Annotated in this window: 21 protein-coding genes and 2 tRNA genes; all 23 read right to left on the bottom strand. The window is 55.8% G+C overall.

Annotated elements, in window-relative coordinates; translation table 11 throughout:
* Positions 1-8 precede the first annotated feature (8 nt).
* Positions 9-1031 (bottom strand): phenylalanine--tRNA ligase subunit alpha, encoded by a 1023-nt coding sequence (gene pheS, locus ACJU26_RS02430; protein WP_414040971.1) that lies wholly within the window; start codon positions 1029-1031, stop codon positions 9-11.
* Positions 1032-1051: 20 nt separating this feature from the next.
* On the bottom strand, positions 1052-1411 hold the full coding sequence (gene rplT, locus ACJU26_RS02425) for a 50S ribosomal protein L20 (RefSeq protein ID WP_414040970.1): 360 nt from the start codon (positions 1409-1411) through the stop codon (positions 1052-1054).
* Positions 1412-1429: 18 nt separating this feature from the next.
* Positions 1430-1627, bottom strand: coding sequence for a 50S ribosomal protein L35 (rpmI, locus tag ACJU26_RS02420; RefSeq protein WP_414040969.1), 198 nt, complete (start codon positions 1625-1627; stop codon positions 1430-1432).
* 9 nt (positions 1628-1636) lie between these two features.
* The gene (gene infC / locus ACJU26_RS02415) at positions 1637-2155 is read right to left on the bottom strand and encodes a translation initiation factor IF-3 (RefSeq protein WP_414041910.1); all 519 of its coding nucleotides are present in this window, start codon (positions 2153-2155) and stop codon (positions 1637-1639) included.
* A gap of 16 nt (positions 2156-2171) precedes the next feature.
* A complete protein-coding gene (thrS, locus tag ACJU26_RS02410; protein ID WP_414040968.1) occupies positions 2172-4106 on the bottom strand; it encodes a threonine--tRNA ligase in 1935 nt (644 codons plus the stop codon).
* Between the two features lie 54 nt (positions 4107-4160).
* Positions 4161-4235, bottom strand: a tRNA-Val gene (locus ACJU26_RS02405).
* A 35-nt stretch (positions 4236-4270) separates the two neighbouring features.
* Complete coding sequence (locus ACJU26_RS02400) at positions 4271-4585, bottom strand: DUF2818 family protein (RefSeq protein WP_414040967.1); 315 nt, start codon at positions 4583-4585, stop codon at positions 4271-4273.
* Positions 4585-6030 (bottom strand): NADH-quinone oxidoreductase subunit NuoN, encoded by a 1446-nt coding sequence (gene nuoN, locus ACJU26_RS02395; RefSeq protein ID WP_414040966.1) that lies wholly within the window; start codon positions 6028-6030, stop codon positions 4585-4587. The genes ACJU26_RS02400 and nuoN overlap by 1 nt, the downstream gene beginning before the upstream one ends.
* A 13-nt stretch (positions 6031-6043) precedes the next feature.
* Complete coding sequence (locus tag ACJU26_RS02390; RefSeq protein WP_414040965.1) at positions 6044-7525, bottom strand: NADH-quinone oxidoreductase subunit M; 1482 nt, start codon at positions 7523-7525, stop codon at positions 6044-6046.
* 6 nt (positions 7526-7531) lie between these two features.
* The gene (gene nuoL / locus ACJU26_RS02385) at positions 7532-9514 is read right to left on the bottom strand and encodes an NADH-quinone oxidoreductase subunit L (protein WP_414040964.1); all 1983 of its coding nucleotides are present in this window, start codon (positions 9512-9514) and stop codon (positions 7532-7534) included.
* Between the two features lies 1 nt (position 9515).
* Positions 9516-9830 carry an NADH-quinone oxidoreductase subunit NuoK gene (gene nuoK, locus ACJU26_RS02380; RefSeq protein WP_010641712.1) on the bottom strand — a complete coding sequence of 105 codons (315 nt, stop codon included), beginning with the start codon at positions 9828-9830 and terminating at the stop codon, positions 9516-9518.
* Positions 9830-10426 carry an NADH-quinone oxidoreductase subunit J gene (locus tag ACJU26_RS02375; RefSeq protein WP_414040963.1) on the bottom strand — a complete coding sequence of 199 codons (597 nt, stop codon included), beginning with the start codon at positions 10424-10426 and terminating at the stop codon, positions 9830-9832. Before ACJU26_RS02375 ends, nuoK begins: the two co-directional genes overlap by 1 nt.
* A gap of 15 nt (positions 10427-10441) precedes the next feature.
* Positions 10442-10933, bottom strand: a complete 492-nt coding sequence (gene nuoI / locus ACJU26_RS02370) for an NADH-quinone oxidoreductase subunit NuoI (RefSeq protein ID WP_414040962.1) — start codon at positions 10931-10933, stop codon at positions 10442-10444.
* 10 nt (positions 10934-10943) lie between these two features.
* Positions 10944-11969 carry an NADH-quinone oxidoreductase subunit NuoH gene (nuoH, locus tag ACJU26_RS02365; RefSeq protein ID WP_414041909.1) on the bottom strand — a complete coding sequence of 342 codons (1026 nt, stop codon included), beginning with the start codon at positions 11967-11969 and terminating at the stop codon, positions 10944-10946.
* Complete coding sequence (nuoG, locus tag ACJU26_RS02360; protein ID WP_414040961.1) at positions 11969-14326, bottom strand: NADH-quinone oxidoreductase subunit NuoG; 2358 nt, start codon at positions 14324-14326, stop codon at positions 11969-11971. The genes nuoH and nuoG overlap by 1 nt, the downstream gene beginning before the upstream one ends.
* Positions 14326-15609 (bottom strand): NADH-quinone oxidoreductase subunit NuoF, encoded by a 1284-nt coding sequence (gene nuoF / locus ACJU26_RS02355; protein ID WP_414040960.1) that lies wholly within the window; start codon positions 15607-15609, stop codon positions 14326-14328. The genes nuoG and nuoF overlap by 1 nt, the downstream gene beginning before the upstream one ends.
* A complete protein-coding gene (nuoE, locus tag ACJU26_RS02350; protein WP_414040959.1) occupies positions 15599-16090 on the bottom strand; it encodes an NADH-quinone oxidoreductase subunit NuoE in 492 nt (163 codons plus the stop codon). The genes nuoF and nuoE overlap by 11 nt, the downstream gene beginning before the upstream one ends.
* 3 nt (positions 16091-16093) lie before the next feature.
* The gene (locus tag ACJU26_RS02345; protein ID WP_414040958.1) at positions 16094-17347 is read right to left on the bottom strand and encodes an NADH-quinone oxidoreductase subunit D; all 1254 of its coding nucleotides are present in this window, start codon (positions 17345-17347) and stop codon (positions 16094-16096) included.
* A complete protein-coding gene (locus tag ACJU26_RS02340; RefSeq protein ID WP_414040957.1) occupies positions 17331-17939 on the bottom strand; it encodes an NADH-quinone oxidoreductase subunit C in 609 nt (202 codons plus the stop codon). The genes ACJU26_RS02345 and ACJU26_RS02340 overlap by 17 nt, the downstream gene beginning before the upstream one ends.
* A gap of 3 nt (positions 17940-17942) precedes the next feature.
* A complete protein-coding gene (locus ACJU26_RS02335; RefSeq protein ID WP_414040956.1) occupies positions 17943-18419 on the bottom strand; it encodes a NuoB/complex I 20 kDa subunit family protein in 477 nt (158 codons plus the stop codon).
* Complete coding sequence (locus ACJU26_RS02330) at positions 18410-18766, bottom strand: NADH-quinone oxidoreductase subunit A (RefSeq protein ID WP_024893593.1); 357 nt, start codon at positions 18764-18766, stop codon at positions 18410-18412. The genes ACJU26_RS02335 and ACJU26_RS02330 overlap by 10 nt, the downstream gene beginning before the upstream one ends.
* A 146-nt stretch (positions 18767-18912) precedes the next feature.
* A tRNA-Leu gene (locus ACJU26_RS02325) sits at positions 18913-18997 on the bottom strand.
* Positions 18998-19034: 37 nt separating this feature from the next.
* A complete protein-coding gene (gene secG, locus ACJU26_RS02320; protein ID WP_414040955.1) occupies positions 19035-19469 on the bottom strand; it encodes a preprotein translocase subunit SecG in 435 nt (144 codons plus the stop codon).
* Between the last annotated feature and the right edge of the window lie 2 nt (positions 19470-19471).

Here is a 19471-nt window from a genome sequence, read left to right as displayed (position 1 = left end):
TGCTGCTCTCAGGAAAACTGCTTGAGGAAGCGCAGATCGTTCTCGAAAAAGAGACGCAGATCATTGACGCCATAACGCAGCATGGTCAGTCTTTCTATGCCCATGCCAAAAGCAAAGCCCCCGAATACTTCGCCATCCACCCCCGCACGGGCCAGCACTGCCGGATGCACCATGCCGCAACCCAGCACTTCCAGCCAACCGGTTTGCTTGCAAACCCGGCAACCCGATCCACCGCAGATGACACAACCCACATCCACTTCTGCGGAAGGTTCCGTAAAGGGAAAGTAGGAAGGACGAAAGCGCACCGGCAAATCCGGCCTGGCGAAGAAACTCTGCAGGAAATCCTCCAGCAGGCCGCGTAAATCGGCAAAACTGGCTTCTTCATCCAGCAGCAAACCTTCCACCTGATGAAACATGGGGGTGTGGGTGATATCCGAGTCCCGGCGGTAGACCCGCCCGGTGGCAATCATCCGCAGCGGCGGCTGATGGGCTTCCAGAAAACGGATTTGCACCGTAGAAGTTTGGGTGCGCAACAGGCGATTACCATCGAAGTAGAATGTATCGTGCATGGCCCGAGCGGGATGATCTTCGGGAATATTCAGTGCTTCAAAATTGTGGTAATCGTCTTCTATTTCGGGGCCATCACTGGCCTCAAAGCCCATCCCGTAAAAGTACTGCTCTATCCATTCAATCGTTTGGCGCACGGGATGACTGCCACCCAAGGCCACTCGCCTGCCGGGCAGGGTCACATCCACCCGTTCACGGGCCATGCGCTCCTGGATGCGGGCGTTTTCCAGGGCCGTGCGCCGGGATTGCAGGAGGTTTTGCACCTCCATCTTGCGCACATTGAGCAACTGCCCGGCTTCGCGGCGCGCTTCCGGAGAGAGCTGACCCAATTGCTGCATGGCCTGGGTCAGAATCCCTTTTTTACCCAGCCAATGGAGGCGGATTTGTTCCAGGGCAGCCAGATCTGCAGCAGCCGCGATATCTCGCGCAGCCTCTGCTACGGAAGCCATGGAAGACAGGGACATATCCATAGCCTCCGTCACGATCAGGCGGCCAGTTGGCCCTTAGCCACCTCAACCAGGCGGGCAAAAGCGGCCTTGTCCCGCACGGCAATATCCGCCAGGACCTTGCGATCCAACTGAATGCCGGCACGCAGCAAGCCGTTCATGAAGCGGCTGTAGCTCAAGCCTTCGGAACGGGCGGCCGCATTGATACGGACAATCCACAAACTGCGGAAATCCCGCTTCTTGGTGCGCCGATCGCGATATTCATAGGTCAGCGCTTTCATCACCGCCTGATGGGCGATGCGGAAATTGCTCTTGCGTTGGCCACGGAAACCCTTGGCGCGGGCCAGGACCTTTTTATGGCGGGCGTGGGCGGTTACGCCACGTTTTACTCTAGGCATGGTACGATTCCTCTGTCATCAAGCGTAGGGAAGCATGCGCCGCAGGACGGCCTGATCGCTTCCCGAGGTCACCAAGGTATGACGCAGATGACGCTTCCGCTTGGTGGTTTTCTTGGTCAGGATATGGTTCAAAAAAGCCTGACGATGCTTAAACTTGCCGGAACCGGTGCGCTTGAAACGCTTGGCCGCTCCGCGATTGCTCTTCATTTTTGGCACGATGTTCTCCTATTTTTTCCGTGGGGCGACAATCATCACCATTTGCCGTCCTTCCATGCGTGGCCGTTGTTCAACCACCCCGACTTCTGCTAAATCCTTTTCCACCCGATTGAGCAATTCCATGCCCAGCTCCGGATGGGACATCTCACGGCCACGAAAGCGCAGGGTGATTTTTGCCCGGTCGCCATCCTCAATAAAACGCATGATATTACGGAGCTTGATCTGGTAATCGGCATCATCCGTGCGGGGACGGAACTTGATTTCCTTGACCTGAGTCTGCTTCTGCCGACGTTTCGCTTCATGCTGCCGCTTGCTTTCCTGAAAACGAAACTTGCCGTAATCCATGATCCTGCAAACGGGTGGCTCTGCCTGGGGGGCGATCTCGACCAGATCCAGGTCCGCTTCTTCTGCGGCTGCCAGGGCTTCCATGAAGGAAACCACACCCATTTGCTCACCCTCTACCCCTATCAACCGGACCCGTGCTGCGGTGATTTCCCGATTGATATTGACTTCTTTCTCCGTCGCGATCGCCTTATCCTCCTCGCTAACCTTGCCACTCCAGGGTATTTTGCCGCTCCTGAACCATTTTCTGCAGAGCGGCACCCAGCGCAGCAACGCTATGGGAACCCAAGTCCTGACCGTTCCGATCCCTGAGCGCCACGGTTCCCGCTTCCTGCTCGCGTTCTCCGACGACCAGCATATAGGGCACCCGGCGCAGGGTGTGGGCGCGTATCTTATAACCTATCTTCTCGTTTCTCAAGTCCGTTTCGACACGCAGACCGAGTTTCGCCAATGCTGCACTGACCGATTCGGCGTAGGCGACAAAATGTTCGCTGATGGGCAGCACGGCTACCTGCACGGGTGCCAGCCACAAGGGGAATTTGCCTTCGTAATGTTCAATGAGTATGCCGAAAAAACGCTCCACGGAGCCCAATATGGCACGATGGATCATGATGGGCACCTGGCGCGTACCATCTTCAGCGACATATTCCATGCCAAAGCGTTCGGGCAGATTGAAATCCAGCTGAATGGTACTGCATTGCCACTTGCGGCCAATGGCATCCTGAATTTTCAGATCGATCTTGGGACCATAAAAAGCGCCACCGCCTTCATCCATCTGATATTCCAGACCGGCACGTTCCAGGGCCACGCGCAGGGCGTGGGTGGCCGTCTCCCAGATGGCGTCACTGCCCACCGAGTGGTCCGGCCGGGTCGACAGATTGATTTCATAGCGATCAAAACCAAAGGTGCCGAGAATTTTCTGTACCAGCGTCAGCACTTCGCCAATTTCCGCCTCGATCTGATCGGGACGGCAGAATACATGGGCATCATCCTGGGTGAAGCCACGCACCCGCATCAAGCCATGGAGAGCGCCGGACATTTCATGCCGATAGACCGTACCCAGCTCAGCCCAGCGCAGGGGAAGATCTCGATAGGAGCGCAGCTTGTCCTTGTAGATCAGGATGTGAAACGGACAATTCATGGGCTTGAGTTGATAGGGCTGACCTTCGTCCTGCATGGGATCAAACATGGATTCCGCGTAAAAATCCTTGTGCCCGGAGGTATGCCAGAGCTGCTCATGGGCAATATGGGGGGTGAAGAGCAATTCATACCCGCCCTCCACATGCGCACTGCGCCAGAAATCCTCGATGGCCCGGCGAATCCGCGCCCCCATGGGATGCCAGAAGACCAACCCACCGCCTGCATCTTCCTGAATGGAAAACAAATCCAGTTCCGTGCCAATCCGCCGATGATCGCGCTTTTCGGCCTCGGCCAGCTGCTGCAAATACGCGTCCAGATCTTTCTGACTACCCCAGGCCGTACCATAAATGCGTTGCAGCATGGGATTGCGGGAATCTCCCCGCCAGTAAGCACCGGCCACCCGCTGCAGCTTGAAAGCGCCGAGGCTGCCAGTAAAGGGCACATGAGGTCCCCGACAGAGATCCACAAAATCACCCTGACGGTACAGACTCAGTGTTTCCGTGGCGGGAATATCCCGGATAATCTGCACCTTGTAGTCTTCGCCCATCTTTTCAAAGAGCGTAATAGCCGCATCCCGGGATACTAGTTCACGCTGCACGGCAAGATTCTGCTTCACCAACTCTCGCATCCGTTTCTCGATGGCGGCGAGATCTTCCTGGGTAAAGCTGCGCTCAGCAGCAAAATCGTAATAAAACCCGTTTTCGATGACCGGGCCGATGGTGATCTGCACACCCGGAAACAAGGACTGCACCGCCTGGGCCATCAGGTGGGCGGTGGAATGGCGAATGACTTCCAGGCCTTCGGGACTGTCCTTGGTGATAATGGCGACTGCCACGTCCTGATCCAGGATGGTGGAGAGATCCTTGAGCGCACCATCGACGCGCATGGCCACTGCTGCCTTGGCCAAGCCGCTGCCGATAGTTCGCGCCAGTTCCAGGCCGGTAATGGGCTCGGGAAACTGACGATGACTACCATCTGGCAACTGAATGTCTGGCATATGCCCTCTCCAAAGAAAAAGCACCAGAGAGATTCTTCCCTCTGGTGCGGGATTTGGTAGGCACGGGCGGTTTCGAACCGCCGACCTCTACCGTGTCAAGGTAGCGCTCTCCCCCTGAGCTACGCGCCTGCAGCCCGCAAATGTACCGATTACGGGAGTCCCGGTCAAGATCTCCGCAGCATGGGCAGCACATTGAAGCGCCAGATAAAACCCGGAATGGCAAAAACGGCGAACATGCACAGAGCGACCACATAGAATTCCCAACCCTGATCGTGCAGGCTGCCATCCAGACTTTGCTCAATACCCATACCGATCAGTCCGACAATGAAGTACATCACCAGCCATTCCAGCAGATACCACTGCAAGGCCTTACCCTCCGCCATCTTACGCACAAAAAACAGGCGTTGGCTGAGCCAGGGCAAATTCGCCGCCACAAAAGCCAGTAGAATATAGGCCAGTGCCCACTGTTGCATGTCCATCAAATCACTCCCTGCATGGCGTAAAAACAGAAGGCCATCAAGGGTCCAGGCGCAATCCCCAGAACCAGCAAGGCCAGACTGTTAATACTCAGGGTAGCACTTGCCAGGTCATCCCGCACGATCGGCGGACTTTCTAGATCGGGGGCGTCAAAATACATGACTTTCACCACCCGCAAATAATAGAAGGCACCGATCACCGCCAACAACACGCCAATCACCGCCAGCCAGACATAACCCGCCGCAATGACGGCCTGGAATACGGCAAGCTTGGCATAAAAACCCACCGTGGGCGGCACGCCGGCCATGGAGAACATGATGATCAGCATCAAAAAGGCATACCAGGGCTTGCGCTGGGCCAGCCCCTTGAAATCGTTAATACGCTCGGCTTCAAAGCCCGCCCGGGTCAGGAGCAGAATCATCCCGAAACCCGCCAGGGACATCAGCACATAGACAATGATATAGAAAAAGGCACTGGCAAAACCTGCTGCCGTTCCAGCGACGATACCCAGGGACAGAAAGCCCACATGGCCCACCGTTGAATAGGCCAGCATTCTTTTGAGATTCTGCTGGGCGATGGCAATGAGGTTACCCACGACCAGGGATACCAGGGTCAGGGCGATGAATATCTGCTGCCAGGATTCCAGCATGCCGTAACCGCCGTCTATCAGCAGCCGGACGATCAGGGCGAAGGCCCCGATTTTGGGTGCCGAAGCCAGAAAGGTGGTCACCAGGGTGGGCGCCCCCTGATAGACGTCCGGCAGCCACATGTGGAAAGGAGCCGCCCCCAGTTTGAAAGCAATTCCCGCCACAATAAATACCAAGGCAAACACCAGAATGAGATTGCTGCTGGTGACATTGACCAGGGCTGCGGCAATATGCCGAACATCCAGGGTTCCGGTCAGGCCATAGAGCAGCGACATACCATAGAGGAGCAGACCCGAAGCCAGTGCCCCGAGAACGAAATATTTCAGTCCCGCTTCGGTCGCACTCAGGCTGTCGCGATGGAAAGCCACCAGGGCATATTGACTCAGCGCCAGCAATTCCAGTCCCAGATAAATGGTCAGCAGACTGCCTCCTGATACCATCACCATGACCCCGAGCAGAGCGAAGAGCAGCAACACATAGATTTCGCCCCGATAGATGCGGCGGTCCATCAGGTAGCGCCGGGAATACAGGACGACCATCAGCACCGCCAGATAACTGAACAGTTCGGCCACATTGGTAAAGGGATCCAGAATCAGTTGTCCGGCAAAGGCCGTACCGCTTTGCCCTATTTCAAAAAAGGTCAGGACCGCTGCGCCCAGCAGTGTCAGCACCGTCAACACCGGGGCAACATCCCGCAGGCGCTCGCCCAGATACAAATCAGCCAGCAATACGACACAGGCCATGATCAATACCCAGATTTCCGGTATGGCGAAAGTCCAATGCAGCAGAAAAGTATTCATAGGCAGAGTCCTTCTACGCCGGAATCTTCGAAACAGCGACCTGGGCCACCAGATGCTGTACCGAACTATGTACGATACCAAGGAAAGGTGCCGGCCACACGCCCAGCAGCAGGGTGAAAGCTGCCAGGGTGCCCAACACCAGCATTTCCCGCAGATCCAGATCTTTCAGGGTGGCCACTTCCGGATGAACGATGCCGCCGAAAATAGCCCGCTTGAATAACCACAGGGTATAGCTAGCCCCAGTGATCAGCCCCGTTGCCGCGAGGATGGCAGCCCAGGGATGGACCTGATAGGTCCCGAGTACCACCATGAATTCACCCACAAAGCCGGAGGTGCCTGGCAGACCGACATTAGCCATGGCAAAGAGCATCATGAGTGAGGCAAAAATCGGCATGACGTTGGCCACCCCACCATAGGCCTTGATGTTGCGGGTATGCATCCGGTCATAGAGCACGCCAATACACAGAAACATGGCGGCACTGATAAAGCCATGGGAAAGCATCTGAATGATGCTGCCTTCTATGGCCACGCTATCAAATACAAAAAATCCCAGGGTCACGAATCCCATGTGGGCAATGGAGGAATAGGCCACCAGTTTTTTCATGTCTTCCTGGACGATGGCCACCAGTGCCACATAAATGATGGCAATCAGGGACAGCAGGATCATCAGCCAAGCCAGTTTGTGACTGGCATCGGGAACAATGGGCAGGCTCAGACGCAAAAAACCATAAGCGCCCATTTTCAGCATGATGGCCGCCAGTACCACCGATCCGGCAGTTGGCGCCTCGACATGGGCATCGGGTAACCAGGTGTGTACCGGCCACATGGGAATTTTTACCGCAAAGGCGACAAAAAAAGCGATGAAAATGAGGATCTGGGCGGTCATCCCCAGGGGGGTGTGCTGATAGACCAGGAGATCAAAACTGTCGCCACTGTGAAAATACAGGTAAAGCAGCGCCACCAGCATCAACACCGAGCCCAGAAAGGTATACAGAAAAAACTTGATGGTGGCATACACCCGACGGGGCCCACCCCAGACCCCGATGATCAGAAACATCGGAATCAACATGGCTTCCCAGAACACATAAAAGAGAATGGCGTCGAGGGCGCAGAACACACCGATCATCATGCCTTCCATGATCAGGAAGGCGGCCATGAACTGGGCCACCCGGGTCTGGACATTGCGCCAGGAGCTGATCACCACCAGCACGGTCAGAAAACTGGTGAGCAACACAAACCATAGGGAAATACCATCCACACCCAAGTGGTAGTAGATATTCAAGGAGGGTATCCAGGCAACTCTCTCGCTGAACTGCATGGCCGCCGTGTGGGTATCAAAGCCGGTAAAGAGCGGGATGGTGATGGCAAAGGCAAGCAAGGACACCAACAGGGCCAGCCAGCGCGCCAGTGTCGCACGGCGGTCACCGACGGCGAGGACCAGCAAGCCCCCGACGATGGGCACCCAGATAGAATAGCTGAGGAGCTGAGCATTCATCCTGCCTTACCCCTTCCAGACCACAAAATATGTCATGAGCAAAATCAACCCGATAATCATGACGAAAGCGTAATGATAAATGTACCCCGTTTGCACTCTCCGCCAGGACAGAGCCAGTTTGCCAATGCCAAAGGCGGTACCATTCACCATCAGGCCATCAATGAGCCTTTCGTCGCCGACATGCCAGAACAGCCGTCCAAACTGGATAACCCCCCGCATCAGCACCGTATCATTGAAAGCATCAAACCCATATTTGCTCTGCAGTAACCAGATTGCCGGGCTGAGTATCCGACTGAGGGCTTCGGGCAAACCGCTTCGCCAGAGATAAAAGTAGGCGGCACAAACAATGCCGGCGATGGCCAACCAGAACGGCCAGGCTTCCAGACCGCGGACGAGAAACACCCCGGCCCCCTGCCAATGGGCCGCGATTTCGCCGATGGTATTGAACTGGGGAGCAATGACCAGGGAGGAATCGAGGAAATGTCCCAGACCCACGGGACCGATGTATGCCCAACCGGCATAGACCGCCGGAATGGCCAGGGCAATCAGCGGCACCGTGATCACCCAGGGAGACTCGTGCAGATGATCACGGGTGTAGGGATCCATGCGGGGTTTGCCATGGAATACCATGAAAAACATCCGGAACGTATACAGGGCAGTGACAAAGGCCCCGACCACCAGCATGAATTCGGCCCAGCCTGCTCCGGGCAAGGTAGACAGGCCCACGGCTTCAATGATCAGGTCCTTGCTGAAAAAGCCGGCAAATGGCGGAATACCTGACAGGGCGAGGCCCCCAATCAGAAAAGTGATGTAGGTGATGGGCATGGCCTTGCGCAAACCGCCCATTTTGCGGATGTCCTGCTCGTTGGCCATGGCGTGGATCACCGAACCCGCCGCGAGGAAGAGCAAGGCCTTGAAAAAGGCATGGGTCATCAAGTGAAAAATAGCCGCCGAAAAGGCGGAAGCGCCCAGGGCGGCAGTCATGTAACCCAGTTGCGACAGGGTCGAATAGGCAATGATGCGCTTTATGTCATTCTGCACCAGGCCGATCAGCCCCATGAACAGGGCGGTGATGGAGCCAATCAGCAGTATGACGGTTAAAGCCGTGGCCGACTGTTCATAAATGGGCGACATCCGGGCCACCATGAAAATGCCGGCGGTCACCATGGTCGCCGCGTGAATCAGGGCCGAAATGGGGGTCGGACCCTCCATGGATTCCGGCAACCAGACATGGAGGGGCACCTGTGCGGATTTGCCCATGGCACCAATGAAGAGCAGCAGGGCAATCCAGGTCAAGACATTCCAGGGATGCCCGGGAATGATTTCCACCGTCTGGCCGACCAGGTGGGGAACCATGGCAAATACGGTGCGGTAATCGAGACTGCCACAATAATGGTACACCGCCGCGATGCCAATCAGAAAACCAAAATCGCCCACCCGATTGACAATGAAGGCCTTGAGCGCAGCCACGTTGGCGCTTTCGCGCTGAAACCAGAACCCGATGAGCAGATAGGAGACCAGGCCCACCGCTTCCCAGCCGAAAAACAGCTGCAGGAAATTGTTGCTCATGACCAGCATGATCATGCTGAACGTGAAGAGGGAAATATAACTGAAAAAGCGGGCGTATCCGGGGTCACCGTGCATATAGCCGATGGTGTAAAGATGCACACAGAGAGAGACAAAAGTTACCACCACCAGCATCAGGGCCGTCAGACTGTCCACATCAAAACCGATGGGCACCTGGAGATGCCCCATGACCGCCCAAGTGTACACATTGCCGTAAAAATCCACGCCATGGACTGTCTGGAAAAGCACCGCCATGGCCAGATAAAAAGCAATGGCCACTCCTGCCAATGGCGCCCAGTGGGCTTGTTCCTGCAATTTCCAGCCAGCGAAACCCGCCACCAGTGAACCAGCCAAGGGTGCCAAGGGAATGATCAGATACATCACGAGAGGCGGAAAGACATGCAACCAGTCAAAAACCCACATATCAGCCTCTCAACTCATCAATATCTTCAACGTTGATACTGCGGCGGTTGCGGAAGTAAACCACCAGAATGGCCAGACCAATGGCCGCCTCGGCAGCCGCTACGGTCAGGATGAAAAATACAAACACCTGTCCTTCGAGATTACCCAGATACCGGGAAAAGGCGACCAGATTGATATTCACGGCCAGCAACAACAACTCTATGGCCATCAACAAAATAATCACGTTCTTGCGGTTCAGGAAAATACCCACCACCCCGATGGAAAACAGGATGGCGCCGAGAATCAGATAGGCGGCCAGGGTTGGTTGTCCCCCCATCATTGTTCAGGCTCCCGCAAATTGACCAAACGGAGGCGATCCTTGGCGCGCACCGCCATTTGCGCGTCGATATTCTGGGTTTTGGTGTCCTGGCGACGCCGTAAGGTCAGGGCAATGGCGGCAATGATGGCTACCAGCAAAATCACCGCGGCAATCTCGAAAGGATATAAATAGTGGGTATAAAGGAGTTCACCCAGGGCACGGGTATTGTCGGCATTGGCAGGAATGGGTGCCGGCGCAGGAACATGCCCCAGCGGGGATGTCCAGAACACCACCGCCAGTTCCAGCACGCCGAGAATGGCAATGGCCAGACCCAAAGGCAGATAACTCAGGAAACCTTCCTTGAGGCGGGCCAGATTGATATCCAGCATCATCACCACAAAAAGGAAAAGCACCATGACCGCACCCACATACACCAGAATCAATACCAAGCCCAGAAACTCCGCACCCAGCAAAATGAACAGGGCGGCGGCGTTAAAAAAAGCCAGGACCAGAAACAGCGAGGCATACACCGGGTTTCTTACGGTAATCACGGCAGTTGCCGAGCCCAGCAAGATGGCTGAAAAAAAGTAAAAAAGGATGGTGGTTATCAACATGTTCTGGTTATCCTGTCAACGATACGCGCGGTCTGCTTCGCGATCCGCTGCCAACTCCGCTTCCAGACGATCGCCGTTAGCCAGGAGCATTTCCTTGGTATAAATCAGGTCGCCCCGCATTTCGCCGTGATAGGACAGCACCCGACTTTCGACAATGGAATCCACCGGACAGGACTCCTCGCAAAGGCCGCAAAAAATACATTTGCTGAGGTCAATATCATAGCGGGTAGTGCGCCGCGTGCCGTCACTGCGCTGTTCACTCTCGATAGTGATGGCCATGGCCGGACAGACGGCTTCACATAATTTGCAGGCAATACAGCGTTCCTCACCATTTTCATAACGGCGCAGGGCATGCAAACCGCGAAAGCGAGGGGACTGGGGCGTCTGTTCTTCGGGATACTGCACAGTGATTTTGGGTGCAAAAAAATATCGGCCAGTCAACTGCATACCGCGCAGCATTTCGGTCAGGAAAAAAGTCTTGAACCACTGCTTCGGACGAATGTGCATCTTGTTCTCCTCAGCGCAGAAGGGCACGCATGGGTGTTTCCAGGGCAATACCCACCACCACGATCCAGGCAATGGTCACCGGAATGAACACTTTCCAGCCCAGGCGCATGATCTGGTCATAGCGGTAACGGGGGAAGGTTGCCCGTATCCACAAAAACACATAGAGCAGAAAGGCGGTTTTAAGCAGCAACCAGACCAGGCCTGGTATCCAGGTCAATATCGGCGTGTTGATGGGGGCATACCAGCCGCCCAGAAACAGCACCGTAGTCAACAGGGAAACAAAAATCATGTTGGCGTATTCCGCCAGGAAAAACAAGGCGAAAGCCATGCCTGAATATTCCACATGAAAACCGGCGACAATTTCCGATTCGCCTTCCGCCACGTCAAAAGGCGCACGGTTGGTTTCCGCCACACCGGAAATGAAATACACCAGGAAAAATGGAAAAAGCGGCAACCAGTACCAGGACCAGAAGCCCCCGCCTGCCTGTGCTTCGACAATTTTGCTGAGATTCAGGGTCTGGGCCAGCATCAATACCCCGACCAGGGCAAAGCCCATGGCAATTTCATAGGCGACCAATTGTGCGGCCGCGCGCATGGCGCCCAAAAAGGCATATTTGGAATTGGAAGCCCAGCCCGCCACAATAATGCCGTACACCCCCAACCCGGCAATGGCCAGCACATACAGTAATCCGGCATTCATATTGGAAATGGCCACATCCGGACCAAAGGGCACCGCTGCCCATACCAATAAAGCCGGAACAAAGGCCAGCACCGGCGCTGCCAGAAACAGAAAGCGATTGGCATTGGTGGGAACAATGACTTCCTTGAACATCAACTTCAGGGCATCGGCAATGGGCTGCAATGAGCCCCGGAAGCCGACGCGATTCGGCCCCAGGCGTACCTGCATGTATCCTATGACCTTGCGCTCCGCCAGGGTCAGATAGGCAACACCCAGCAGCAAGGGAACGACCACAATGACGATTTTGATGATAGACCAGAGCACTGCCCACCAGCCGGAATGATAAAAGTCCTGCATCATGAGACTCTCAGGCTTTCCGTCAGCCGCTCAGGCAGTGCCGCCATGGCCACTGAGCAGGGAGCATAAGCCGCACCCAGTACAGCCGTTTCGGGATAGCCCATGGGAATCCAGATACAGCCCATGGGAATATGGGCATCCAGCTCCAGAGCCAGGATCACCTTCCCCGATGCCGTACTGATTTCCACCACTTCCCCCTGGATGCCCGACTGACTGGCCTGTTGCGGATGCATTTTGGCACGGGGAGGATAGGCCAGGGGTGCTGCGCGACGTACCAAAGGATCTCCCTGATAGATAGGCCAATCACCCAGGCGCAATAATGGACCTGTGGAGTGGACTTGTGCGGCATTGAGGGGCGGGAAGGCCTGGAAAGGTGGAATGTCCATGCCATAGTCGCCCACCGCATGTAGCCAGGCGGCGCTGACTTCGCTGAGCTCGTTGTACTGAAAATCGGGCAGTTTCAGACTATCTCCCAATACCCGCAGAATTTTCCAGCCAGGTCGTGCTTCATCGGGCAGCTTCACCGCCGCACGGAAAGACTGCAGACGCCCTTCATTATTCACATAAGAACCCGAACCTTCGGCAAAAGCAGCCATGGGCAGAATCACGTCGGCATACTGCCGAGCCTCATGGGCAAAATGGCTGATGCTCAGTACAAACTCGGCTTTTGCCAGGCGTTGAACGGCCTCTGCGCCACGCATACTATCCACACCGGGTTCTACTCCGAACAGGATAAAGCCCTGCATATCGGCGTCCCAATACGCATCCGCGGGCAATCCTGCCGCGGCCAGGAGATGACCTCCGGCGCCACGTTGGGGCACACAACCGCTCAGCCAGGCACCAGCGCTATTGGCCTCCTCGGCCAACCAGCCAATGCGGCCACCGGCCAACTCGGCAATACTTTCCACCTGGGCCAGCAAATCGGCGGCCTGGGGGTGATGCAACAAGGCACTGCCAATCAGAATCAGTGGGTTATCCGCTGCAGCCAGATCCTGGGCCAGAATCGCCAGAGCATCGCTCTGAGGCGCTTCATGGAGATGGGCCAAATGTCCCGCCAGTTGCTGATACAAGCCGCGTTCTTCACCCGCCTCGGCCACCAGTTGCGTGACCGGAAAGTTGAAATCCTGCTGAATGCTGTCGATGCTCACCACTTTTCCGCCATTCAACACCGCCTTGCGCAAACGATGGTTGGTCAATGGCTGCTGATGTCGGGTGAAACCGTGACAGAGCAGAATCAACGGCTCTCTTTCCAATTCTTCCAGCGTCATGTTCAGGGCGGGATACAGCGGCATGGCCGGATCCGCCCGGAAATCCTGCTGGCGCAGACGATGGTCCAGATGGGGACTGCCCAACCCCCGCAGCAGAGCCTGAAAGAGGAAAAGCTCTTCATTGCTGGACTGCCCTGAAATCAGTCCCGCCAGTTTGTCCGCCCCGTGACGGGCCAGCATCTTTTCCAGTCCGGCCAGGGCCGCTTCCAAGGCTTCCACCCAGGAAACTTCCATCCACTCGCCATCAGAGTTGCGCAGCAAAGGCTTTGTCACCCGATCGCGGGCATTCAATCCGGTATAGGCATAGCGCCCCTTGTCGCAAATCCACTGTTCGTTGATGAATTCATTACTGCGCGGCAATACCCGCAGGACTTCCTTGCCCAGACTTTGAACGTCGGTGTTGCACCCGGTGGAACAATGGGGACAAATTCCCGGAGTATGCTTCAATTCCCAGGAACGCGCCTTGTAGCGGAACGGTTTACTGGTGAGTGCCCCTACCGGGCACAAGTCAATCATGTTACCGGAAAGCTCGGATTGCACAGCCTTGGCCACATAGGTCCCAATGGTCATGTGTTCGCCGCGCCCGGTGGCGCCCAGCTCCTTGATACCACCAATCTCCTGGCCAAAGCGCACACAACGGGTGCATTGGATACAGCGCGTCATTTCGGTAGTAATCAGGGGACCGATGTCCTTGTCTTCGACCACCCGTTTTTCTTCCTGATAATGACTATGGGGATTGGCAAAACCCATGGTGATGTCTTGCAGGGGACACTCGCCACCCTGATCACAAATGGGGCAGTCGAGAGGGTGATTGATCAGCAAAAACTCCAGAACACCCTGCTGGGCCATTTTGGCCTTGCGCGAGGCCGTGGCGATTTTCATCCCGTCGGCCACCGGGGTGGCGCAAGCAGGCAAGGGTTTGGGAGCTTTTTCCACATCCACCAGACACATGCGGCAATTGGCGGCGACCGAGAGCTTGGGGTGATAGCAGAAAAAGGGAATATAGATTCCCAGAGACGCTGCCGCCTCCATGATGGTGGTGCCTGCTGCCACCTCGATGGCCTGTCCGTCTATTTCAATATGCGGCATCAGTGGTCCCCCATACGGATCATGCAGCGCTTGTGTGCAATGTGGTATTCATATTCCTCGCGAAACAGTTTGATGGAACTCACCACGGGTGCGACACCGCCATCCGCCAAGGCGCAGATGGTGCGCCCTTCAATGCGCGATCCCACATCCAGCAATAATTGCAGGTCATCTTCCCGGCCCTGGCCGTTTTCCAGGCGGTGCATCACCCGCCACAACCAGCCCATGCCTTCCCGACAGGGTGTACACTGACCGCAGGATTCATGCATGTAAAAGCGGGCAATGCGTTCTACGGTACGCACCATGCAGACACTGTCATCCATGACGATGACCGAGCCTGCGCCCAAAGCGGAACCCGCCTTGGAAAGGGAGTCATAATCCATGGTCACGTCCATCATCACCTCTCCGGCCACCATCGCTGTACTGGTTCCACCGGGGATGACGGCTTTCAACTGCCGGCCCGGACGCAGCCCACCGGCCATCTCCAGCAACTCCCGGAAAGGCAGTCCCATGGGCACTTCATAATTTCCGGGCTTTTGTACCAGTCCGGTGACCGAAAAAATCTTGGTCCCGCCGTTATTGGGCTTACCCAGGTTCAGAAACCACTCCCCACCTTTGGTGATGATGTCCGGCACCGAGGCAAAGGTTTCGACATTATTGATGGTGGTGGGACGGCCATAGAGCCCATAACTGGCCGGAAAGGGCGGCTTGAAGCGAGGCTGGCCCTTCTTGCCCTCCAGGGCTTCCATCAGCGCCGTTTCTTCACCGCAAATATAGGCGCCGGCACCGCGATACACATGAAGGTCAAAGGAAAAATCCGTACCAAGGATATGCTTGCCCAGATATCCGGCAGCATAGGCTTCGGCCAGAGCGCCTTCCACGATATGGATGGGCTCGATGAACTCCCCACGGATGAAAATATAACCGGCCGTAGCGCCCATGGCGTAGGCACCGATAATCATGCCTTCGATCAGACGATGTGGTTCATAGCGCATGATGTCCCGATCCTTGCAGGTCCCGGGCTCGCCTTCGTCGGCATTACAGAGCAGGTATTTGGTACCACTGACCCCCTTGGGCATGAAACTCCATTTCAGCCCGGTGGGGAAACCGGCACCACCCCGTCCGCGCAGGGCGGATTTTTTCATCTCGGCAATGATCTGTTCGGGGGCCATGGGCTCCTGGAGCACCTTGCGCAAGGCTTCATAGCCACCGGTTCCGGCATATACGGCCAGCCGATGGGAATCCGGCACACCACGATTCTTCAGAGTCACGCCATTAACGTACATCTGCAGATCCTCCCCGCAATTCGGCAATCAGGGCATCCAGACTTTCCGGCGTGAGATTTTCGTAGTAACGATCACCCAATTGCATCATGGGTGCATCCTTGCAGGCACCCAGACATTCCACTTCCTGGAGGGTAAACAAACCGTCAGCCGTCGTTTCTCCCAGACCAATACCCAGTCTTTCACTGAGATGACGAATGATCTGGTCGGAACCATTGAGAAAGCAGGACACACTGCCACACACACAGAACTTGTGGCGGCCCACGGGCTTGAGGTCATACATGCTATAGAAAGTTGCCACCTCATAGGCCTGAATGGGCGGCAAGTCCAGCAGCTTGGCCACATAGGTAATGAGCTCATCACGCAGATAGCCCTGCTCTTCCTGGGCAATCCGCAATGCGGCCAGCAGCGCCGAGCGGGATTCTTCGGGCGGGTACTTGCTGCGCTCCAAGGCAATGGCTTCCAGGGATTTTTCCGATAACATGATTTACCTGTCAATCTCGCCGAAAACAATATCCATGGTGGACAGTATCGCCACCACATCTGCAATCATGTGGCCCCTGGCCATTTCATCCATGGCCGCGAGGTGGGAAAAACCCGGAGCGCGAATTTTCATCCGATAGGGTTTGTTGGCCCCGTCAGAAATCATGTAGATGCCAAATTCGCCTTTGGGCGCTTCGACGGCGGTATAGACTTCGCCGGCAGGCACAGACATGCCTTCAGAAAACAGTTTGAAATGATGAATCAGGGCTTCCATGCTGATCTTCATTTCTTCACGGGGCGGCGCAGCCACCTTGTAGTCATCGCTGATCACCGGACCCGGATTTTTTCGCAGCCAATCCACGCACTGGGCAATAATCCGGTTGCTTTGCCGCATTTCGGCGACCCGCACCAGATATCGGTCATAACAATCACCCGTACTGCCCACGGGAACATCAAAGTCCAGGTCCGCATAGGCCGCATAAGGCTGGGTCCGCCGCAAATCCCAGGCAACCCCCGAGGCCCGCAACATGGGGCCGGTAAACCCCAGCTGCACGGCTCTTTCCGAATCAACTACGCCGATGCCCACGGTTCTTTGTTTCCAGATTCGATTGTCGGTCAACAGGGTTTCGTATTCATCCACATAACCGGGGAAACGCCGCGTGAAATCCTCGATGAAATCGAGCAGCGAGCCCTGACGATTGGCATTGAGGGATTCCAGACGCTTGGCATCCCGATAAGGCGAGGCCACATACTGGGGCATCCGTGCCGGAAGGTCGCGATAAACCCCTCCAGGACGATAATAGGCGGCGTGCATCCGCGCCCCGGACACCGCCTCGTAAACGTCCATGAGGTCTTCCCGCTCACGAAAGCAGTACAGAAAAACACTCATGGCACCCACGTCCAGGGCATAAGCGCCCAACCAGAGCAGGTGGTTGAGCACCCGGGTGATTTCATCAAAAAGGGTACGGATATACTGGGCACGCCTCGGCACTTCCAGACCCAGCAGTTTTTCCACCGCCAGACAGTAGGCATGCTCGTTACACATCATGGATACGTAGTCGAGGCGGTCCATGTACGGCAAATTCTGCAAATAGGTTTTGTTTTCCGCCAGTTTTTCGGTAGCACGATGGAGCAGACCAATATGGGGATCGGCGCGCTCGATGACTTCGCCGTCCAACTCCAGCACCAGGCGCAGTACCCCATGGGCCGAGGGGTGCTGCGGCCCGAAGTTCATGGTGAAGTTATTGATTTCTGGCATGGTAGCGCCCCTCCTCTGCACTGCGGATGATGCGCGGCACCACGACCCTTTCTTCGGTGCGGGTAGGTTCGTAGATGACCCGGCCCTGATCGGCGTCGTAACGCATTTCCACGGTGCCCACCAACGGAAAATCCTTGCGGAAGGGGTGACCCACAAAGCCATAATCCGTCAGAATCCGCCGCAGGTCGGGATGACCATCGAACAAAATCCCGTAAAGATCGAAGGCCTCCCTTTCAAACCAGTTGGCCGCCGCCCAGATATCCACCACGGAAGACAGCATCGGCCATTCCGTATCCGCAAATACACGCAGCCGGATGCGCTGCCGATGGGGCAGGGAAAGCAGGTGATACACCACGGCAAAGCGAGCTCCTTCCCAACTACCGTCGCCATATTCGGAGTAATCGACCCCACAGACATCAATGAGCATGTCAAAACGGCAGGCAGGATCATCGCGCAGCCAGAGACAAGTCTCGTGCAGTGTTTCCGGGGCCAGTTCCACGGTCAGCTCAGCATGCTTCAGACGAGCCTCGCGCAGGCTATCTCCCAGTTTTGCGCTCAGTGTCTGGCGCAGATTTTCGAGTGCGTCAGTCATGGCTCACCTGGCTATGGTATTGGTACGACGGATTTTTTTCTGCAACTGGATCAGGCCGTAGAGCAGGGCCTCAGCCGTTGGCGGGCAACCGGGAACATAAATATCTACCGGCACGATGCGATCACAACCCCGCACAACACTGTACGAGTAGTGATAATAACCTCCACCATTGGCGCAGGAACCCATGGAAACCACCCAGCGCGGTTCCGGCATCTGGTCATAGACCTTGCGCAAGGCCGGTGCCATCTTGTTGACCAGGGTTCCGGCCACAATCATGACGTCCGACTGGCGGGGGCTGGGGCGGAAGACAATGCCAAAACGGTCCAGATCATAACGCGCGGCCCCGGCATGCATCATTTCCACGGCACAGCAGGCCAGTCCAAAAGTCATGGGCCACAAGGAACCGGTACGACTCCAGTTGACCACCGTATCTATGCTGGTGGTCACAAAACCTTTTTCGAGGATGCCTTCTATTCCCATTCCAAGGCTCCCTTTTTCCATTCATAGATGAAACCCACCACCAGAATGGCGAGAAAAATCATCATGGCCAGAAAGCCCATCATGCCTATCTGGTCAAAAACCACCGCCCAAGGGAACAGAAAGGCAATTTCCAGATCAAAGAGAATGAAGAGGATGGCCACCAGATAATAACGCACATCGAATTTGACGCGCGCATCTTCAAAAGCCTCAAAGCCGCATTCATAGGGCGAGAGCTTTTCGCTATCCGGTTTATGCGGTCCGAGCGAGGCCCCCATCAGCAATGGGACCACACCGACCACCAGTGCCACCACAATAAAGATGAGCACGGGTAAATAGTGGTTCAACATCCCCAACACTCCTCCACCCAAAATATGGACCTGGATCTAAAACTGAAATGGCCACTCCAAAATCCGTTATAAATTAATTTTCTTATTTATAAATCAATGTCCTGGTATATTCCAGAGACAAAAAAACAGCCCTATAGGCTGCAATTTGGTGCCGAAGACCGGATTCGAACCGGTACAGCTTGCGCCGCCGCCCCCTCAAGACGGTGTGTCTACCAATTTCACCACTTCGGCCGAAGTTTTAAAACTGTCTCATGACCCGCCGGTTACGTCAAGGCTTCTCAGGTGATTTTGCAGCAGAAACCGGTGTTGCCGGCACGGTCTTCCCAGCAGAGCTTGCCAAGGCTGGGGCAGCCGACGTAGCTGCCGCTGCCGCAGGCTGGGTGCTGGAGGCAGAGCTGACGGGTTTCACCGGCAGGGTGCTGGTCACGGGGGCCTTGCTCGGCAAGGCAATCCCGGAAACCATGCTGGACGCGGCATGATCGGAAAGATAAGCCAGACCCAGGCTGTTCAGAAAGAAAATCGCCCCCACTACTGCAGTCGTATGGCTCAGAAAGTTGCCTGCGCCCTGGGCACCAAATATGGTTTGTGAGCCCCCTCCGCCAAAGGCAGCCCCCATGTCCGCACCCTGCCCCTTCTGAATCAGGACCAGACCCACCAGAACGACACAAATAATGACCTGAAACACCAACAACACGGTGTACATCA

The organism is Acidithiobacillus sp. M4-SHS-6, from assembly GCF_047421495.1.
Lineage (GTDB): Bacteria > Pseudomonadota > Gammaproteobacteria > Acidithiobacillales > Acidithiobacillaceae > Acidithiobacillus.
Note: the sequence above shows the minus strand (reverse complement) of the source record. Positions and strands in the feature narration are given on the sequence as shown.

What these genes read in the sequence shown, in the direction of transcription:
- nuoI (WP_414040962.1), bottom strand. Translation starts at nt 10,933, where the DNA reads ATGCACATTCGTCCGAAGCAGTGGTTCAAGACTTTTTTCCTGACCGAA.
- nuoG (WP_414040961.1), bottom strand. Translation starts at nt 14,326, where the DNA reads ATGCCGCATATTGAAATAGACGGACAGGCCATCGAGGTGGCAGCAGGC.
- thrS (WP_414040968.1), bottom strand. Translation starts at nt 4,106, where the DNA reads ATGCCAGACATTCAGTTGCCAGATGGTAGTCATCGTCAGTTTCCCGAG.
- pheS (WP_414040971.1), bottom strand. Translation starts at nt 1,031, where the DNA reads ATGTCCCTGTCTTCCATGGCTTCCGTAGCAGAGGCTGCGCGAGATATC.
- nuoF (WP_414040960.1), bottom strand. Translation starts at nt 15,609, where the DNA reads ATGTACGTTAATGGCGTGACTCTGAAGAATCGTGGTGTGCCGGATTCC.
- ACJU26_RS02340 (WP_414040957.1), bottom strand. Translation starts at nt 17,939, where the DNA reads ATGACTGACGCACTCGAAAATCTGCGCCAGACACTGAGCGCAAAACTG.
- nuoE (WP_414040959.1), bottom strand. Translation starts at nt 16,090, where the DNA reads ATGTTATCGGAAAAATCCCTGGAAGCCATTGCCTTGGAGCGCAGCAAG.
- ACJU26_RS02330 (WP_024893593.1), bottom strand. Translation starts at nt 18,766, where the DNA reads ATGTTGAACCACTATTTACCCGTGCTCATCTTTATTGTGGTGGCACTG.
- ACJU26_RS02400 (WP_414040967.1), bottom strand. Translation starts at nt 4,585, where the DNA reads ATGGACATGCAACAGTGGGCACTGGCCTATATTCTACTGGCTTTTGTG.
- ACJU26_RS02335 (WP_414040956.1), bottom strand. Translation starts at nt 18,419, where the DNA reads ATGGGAATAGAAGGCATCCTCGAAAAAGGTTTTGTGACCACCAGCATA.
- nuoL (WP_414040964.1), bottom strand. Translation starts at nt 9,514, where the DNA reads ATGTGGGTTTTTGACTGGTTGCATGTCTTTCCGCCTCTCGTGATGTAT.
- nuoN (WP_414040966.1), bottom strand. Translation starts at nt 6,030, where the DNA reads ATGAATACTTTTCTGCTGCATTGGACTTTCGCCATACCGGAAATCTGG.
- nuoK (WP_010641712.1), bottom strand. Translation starts at nt 9,830, where the DNA reads ATGGGGGGACAACCAACCCTGGCCGCCTATCTGATTCTCGGCGCCATC.
- ACJU26_RS02375 (WP_414040963.1), bottom strand. Translation starts at nt 10,426, where the DNA reads ATGTTGATAACCACCATCCTTTTTTACTTTTTTTCAGCCATCTTGCTG.
- secG (WP_414040955.1), bottom strand. Translation starts at nt 19,469, where the DNA reads ATGTACACCGTGTTGTTGGTGTTTCAGGTCATTATTTGTGTCGTTCTG.
- rplT (WP_414040970.1), bottom strand. Translation starts at nt 1,411, where the DNA reads ATGCCTAGAGTAAAACGTGGCGTAACCGCCCACGCCCGCCATAAAAAG.
- ACJU26_RS02390 (WP_414040965.1), bottom strand. Translation starts at nt 7,525, where the DNA reads ATGAATGCTCAGCTCCTCAGCTATTCTATCTGGGTGCCCATCGTCGGG.
- nuoH (WP_414041909.1), bottom strand. Translation starts at nt 11,969, where the DNA reads ATGCAGGACTTTTATCATTCCGGCTGGTGGGCAGTGCTCTGGTCTATC.
- ACJU26_RS02345 (WP_414040958.1), bottom strand. Translation starts at nt 17,347, where the DNA reads ATGCCAGAAATCAATAACTTCACCATGAACTTCGGGCCGCAGCACCCC.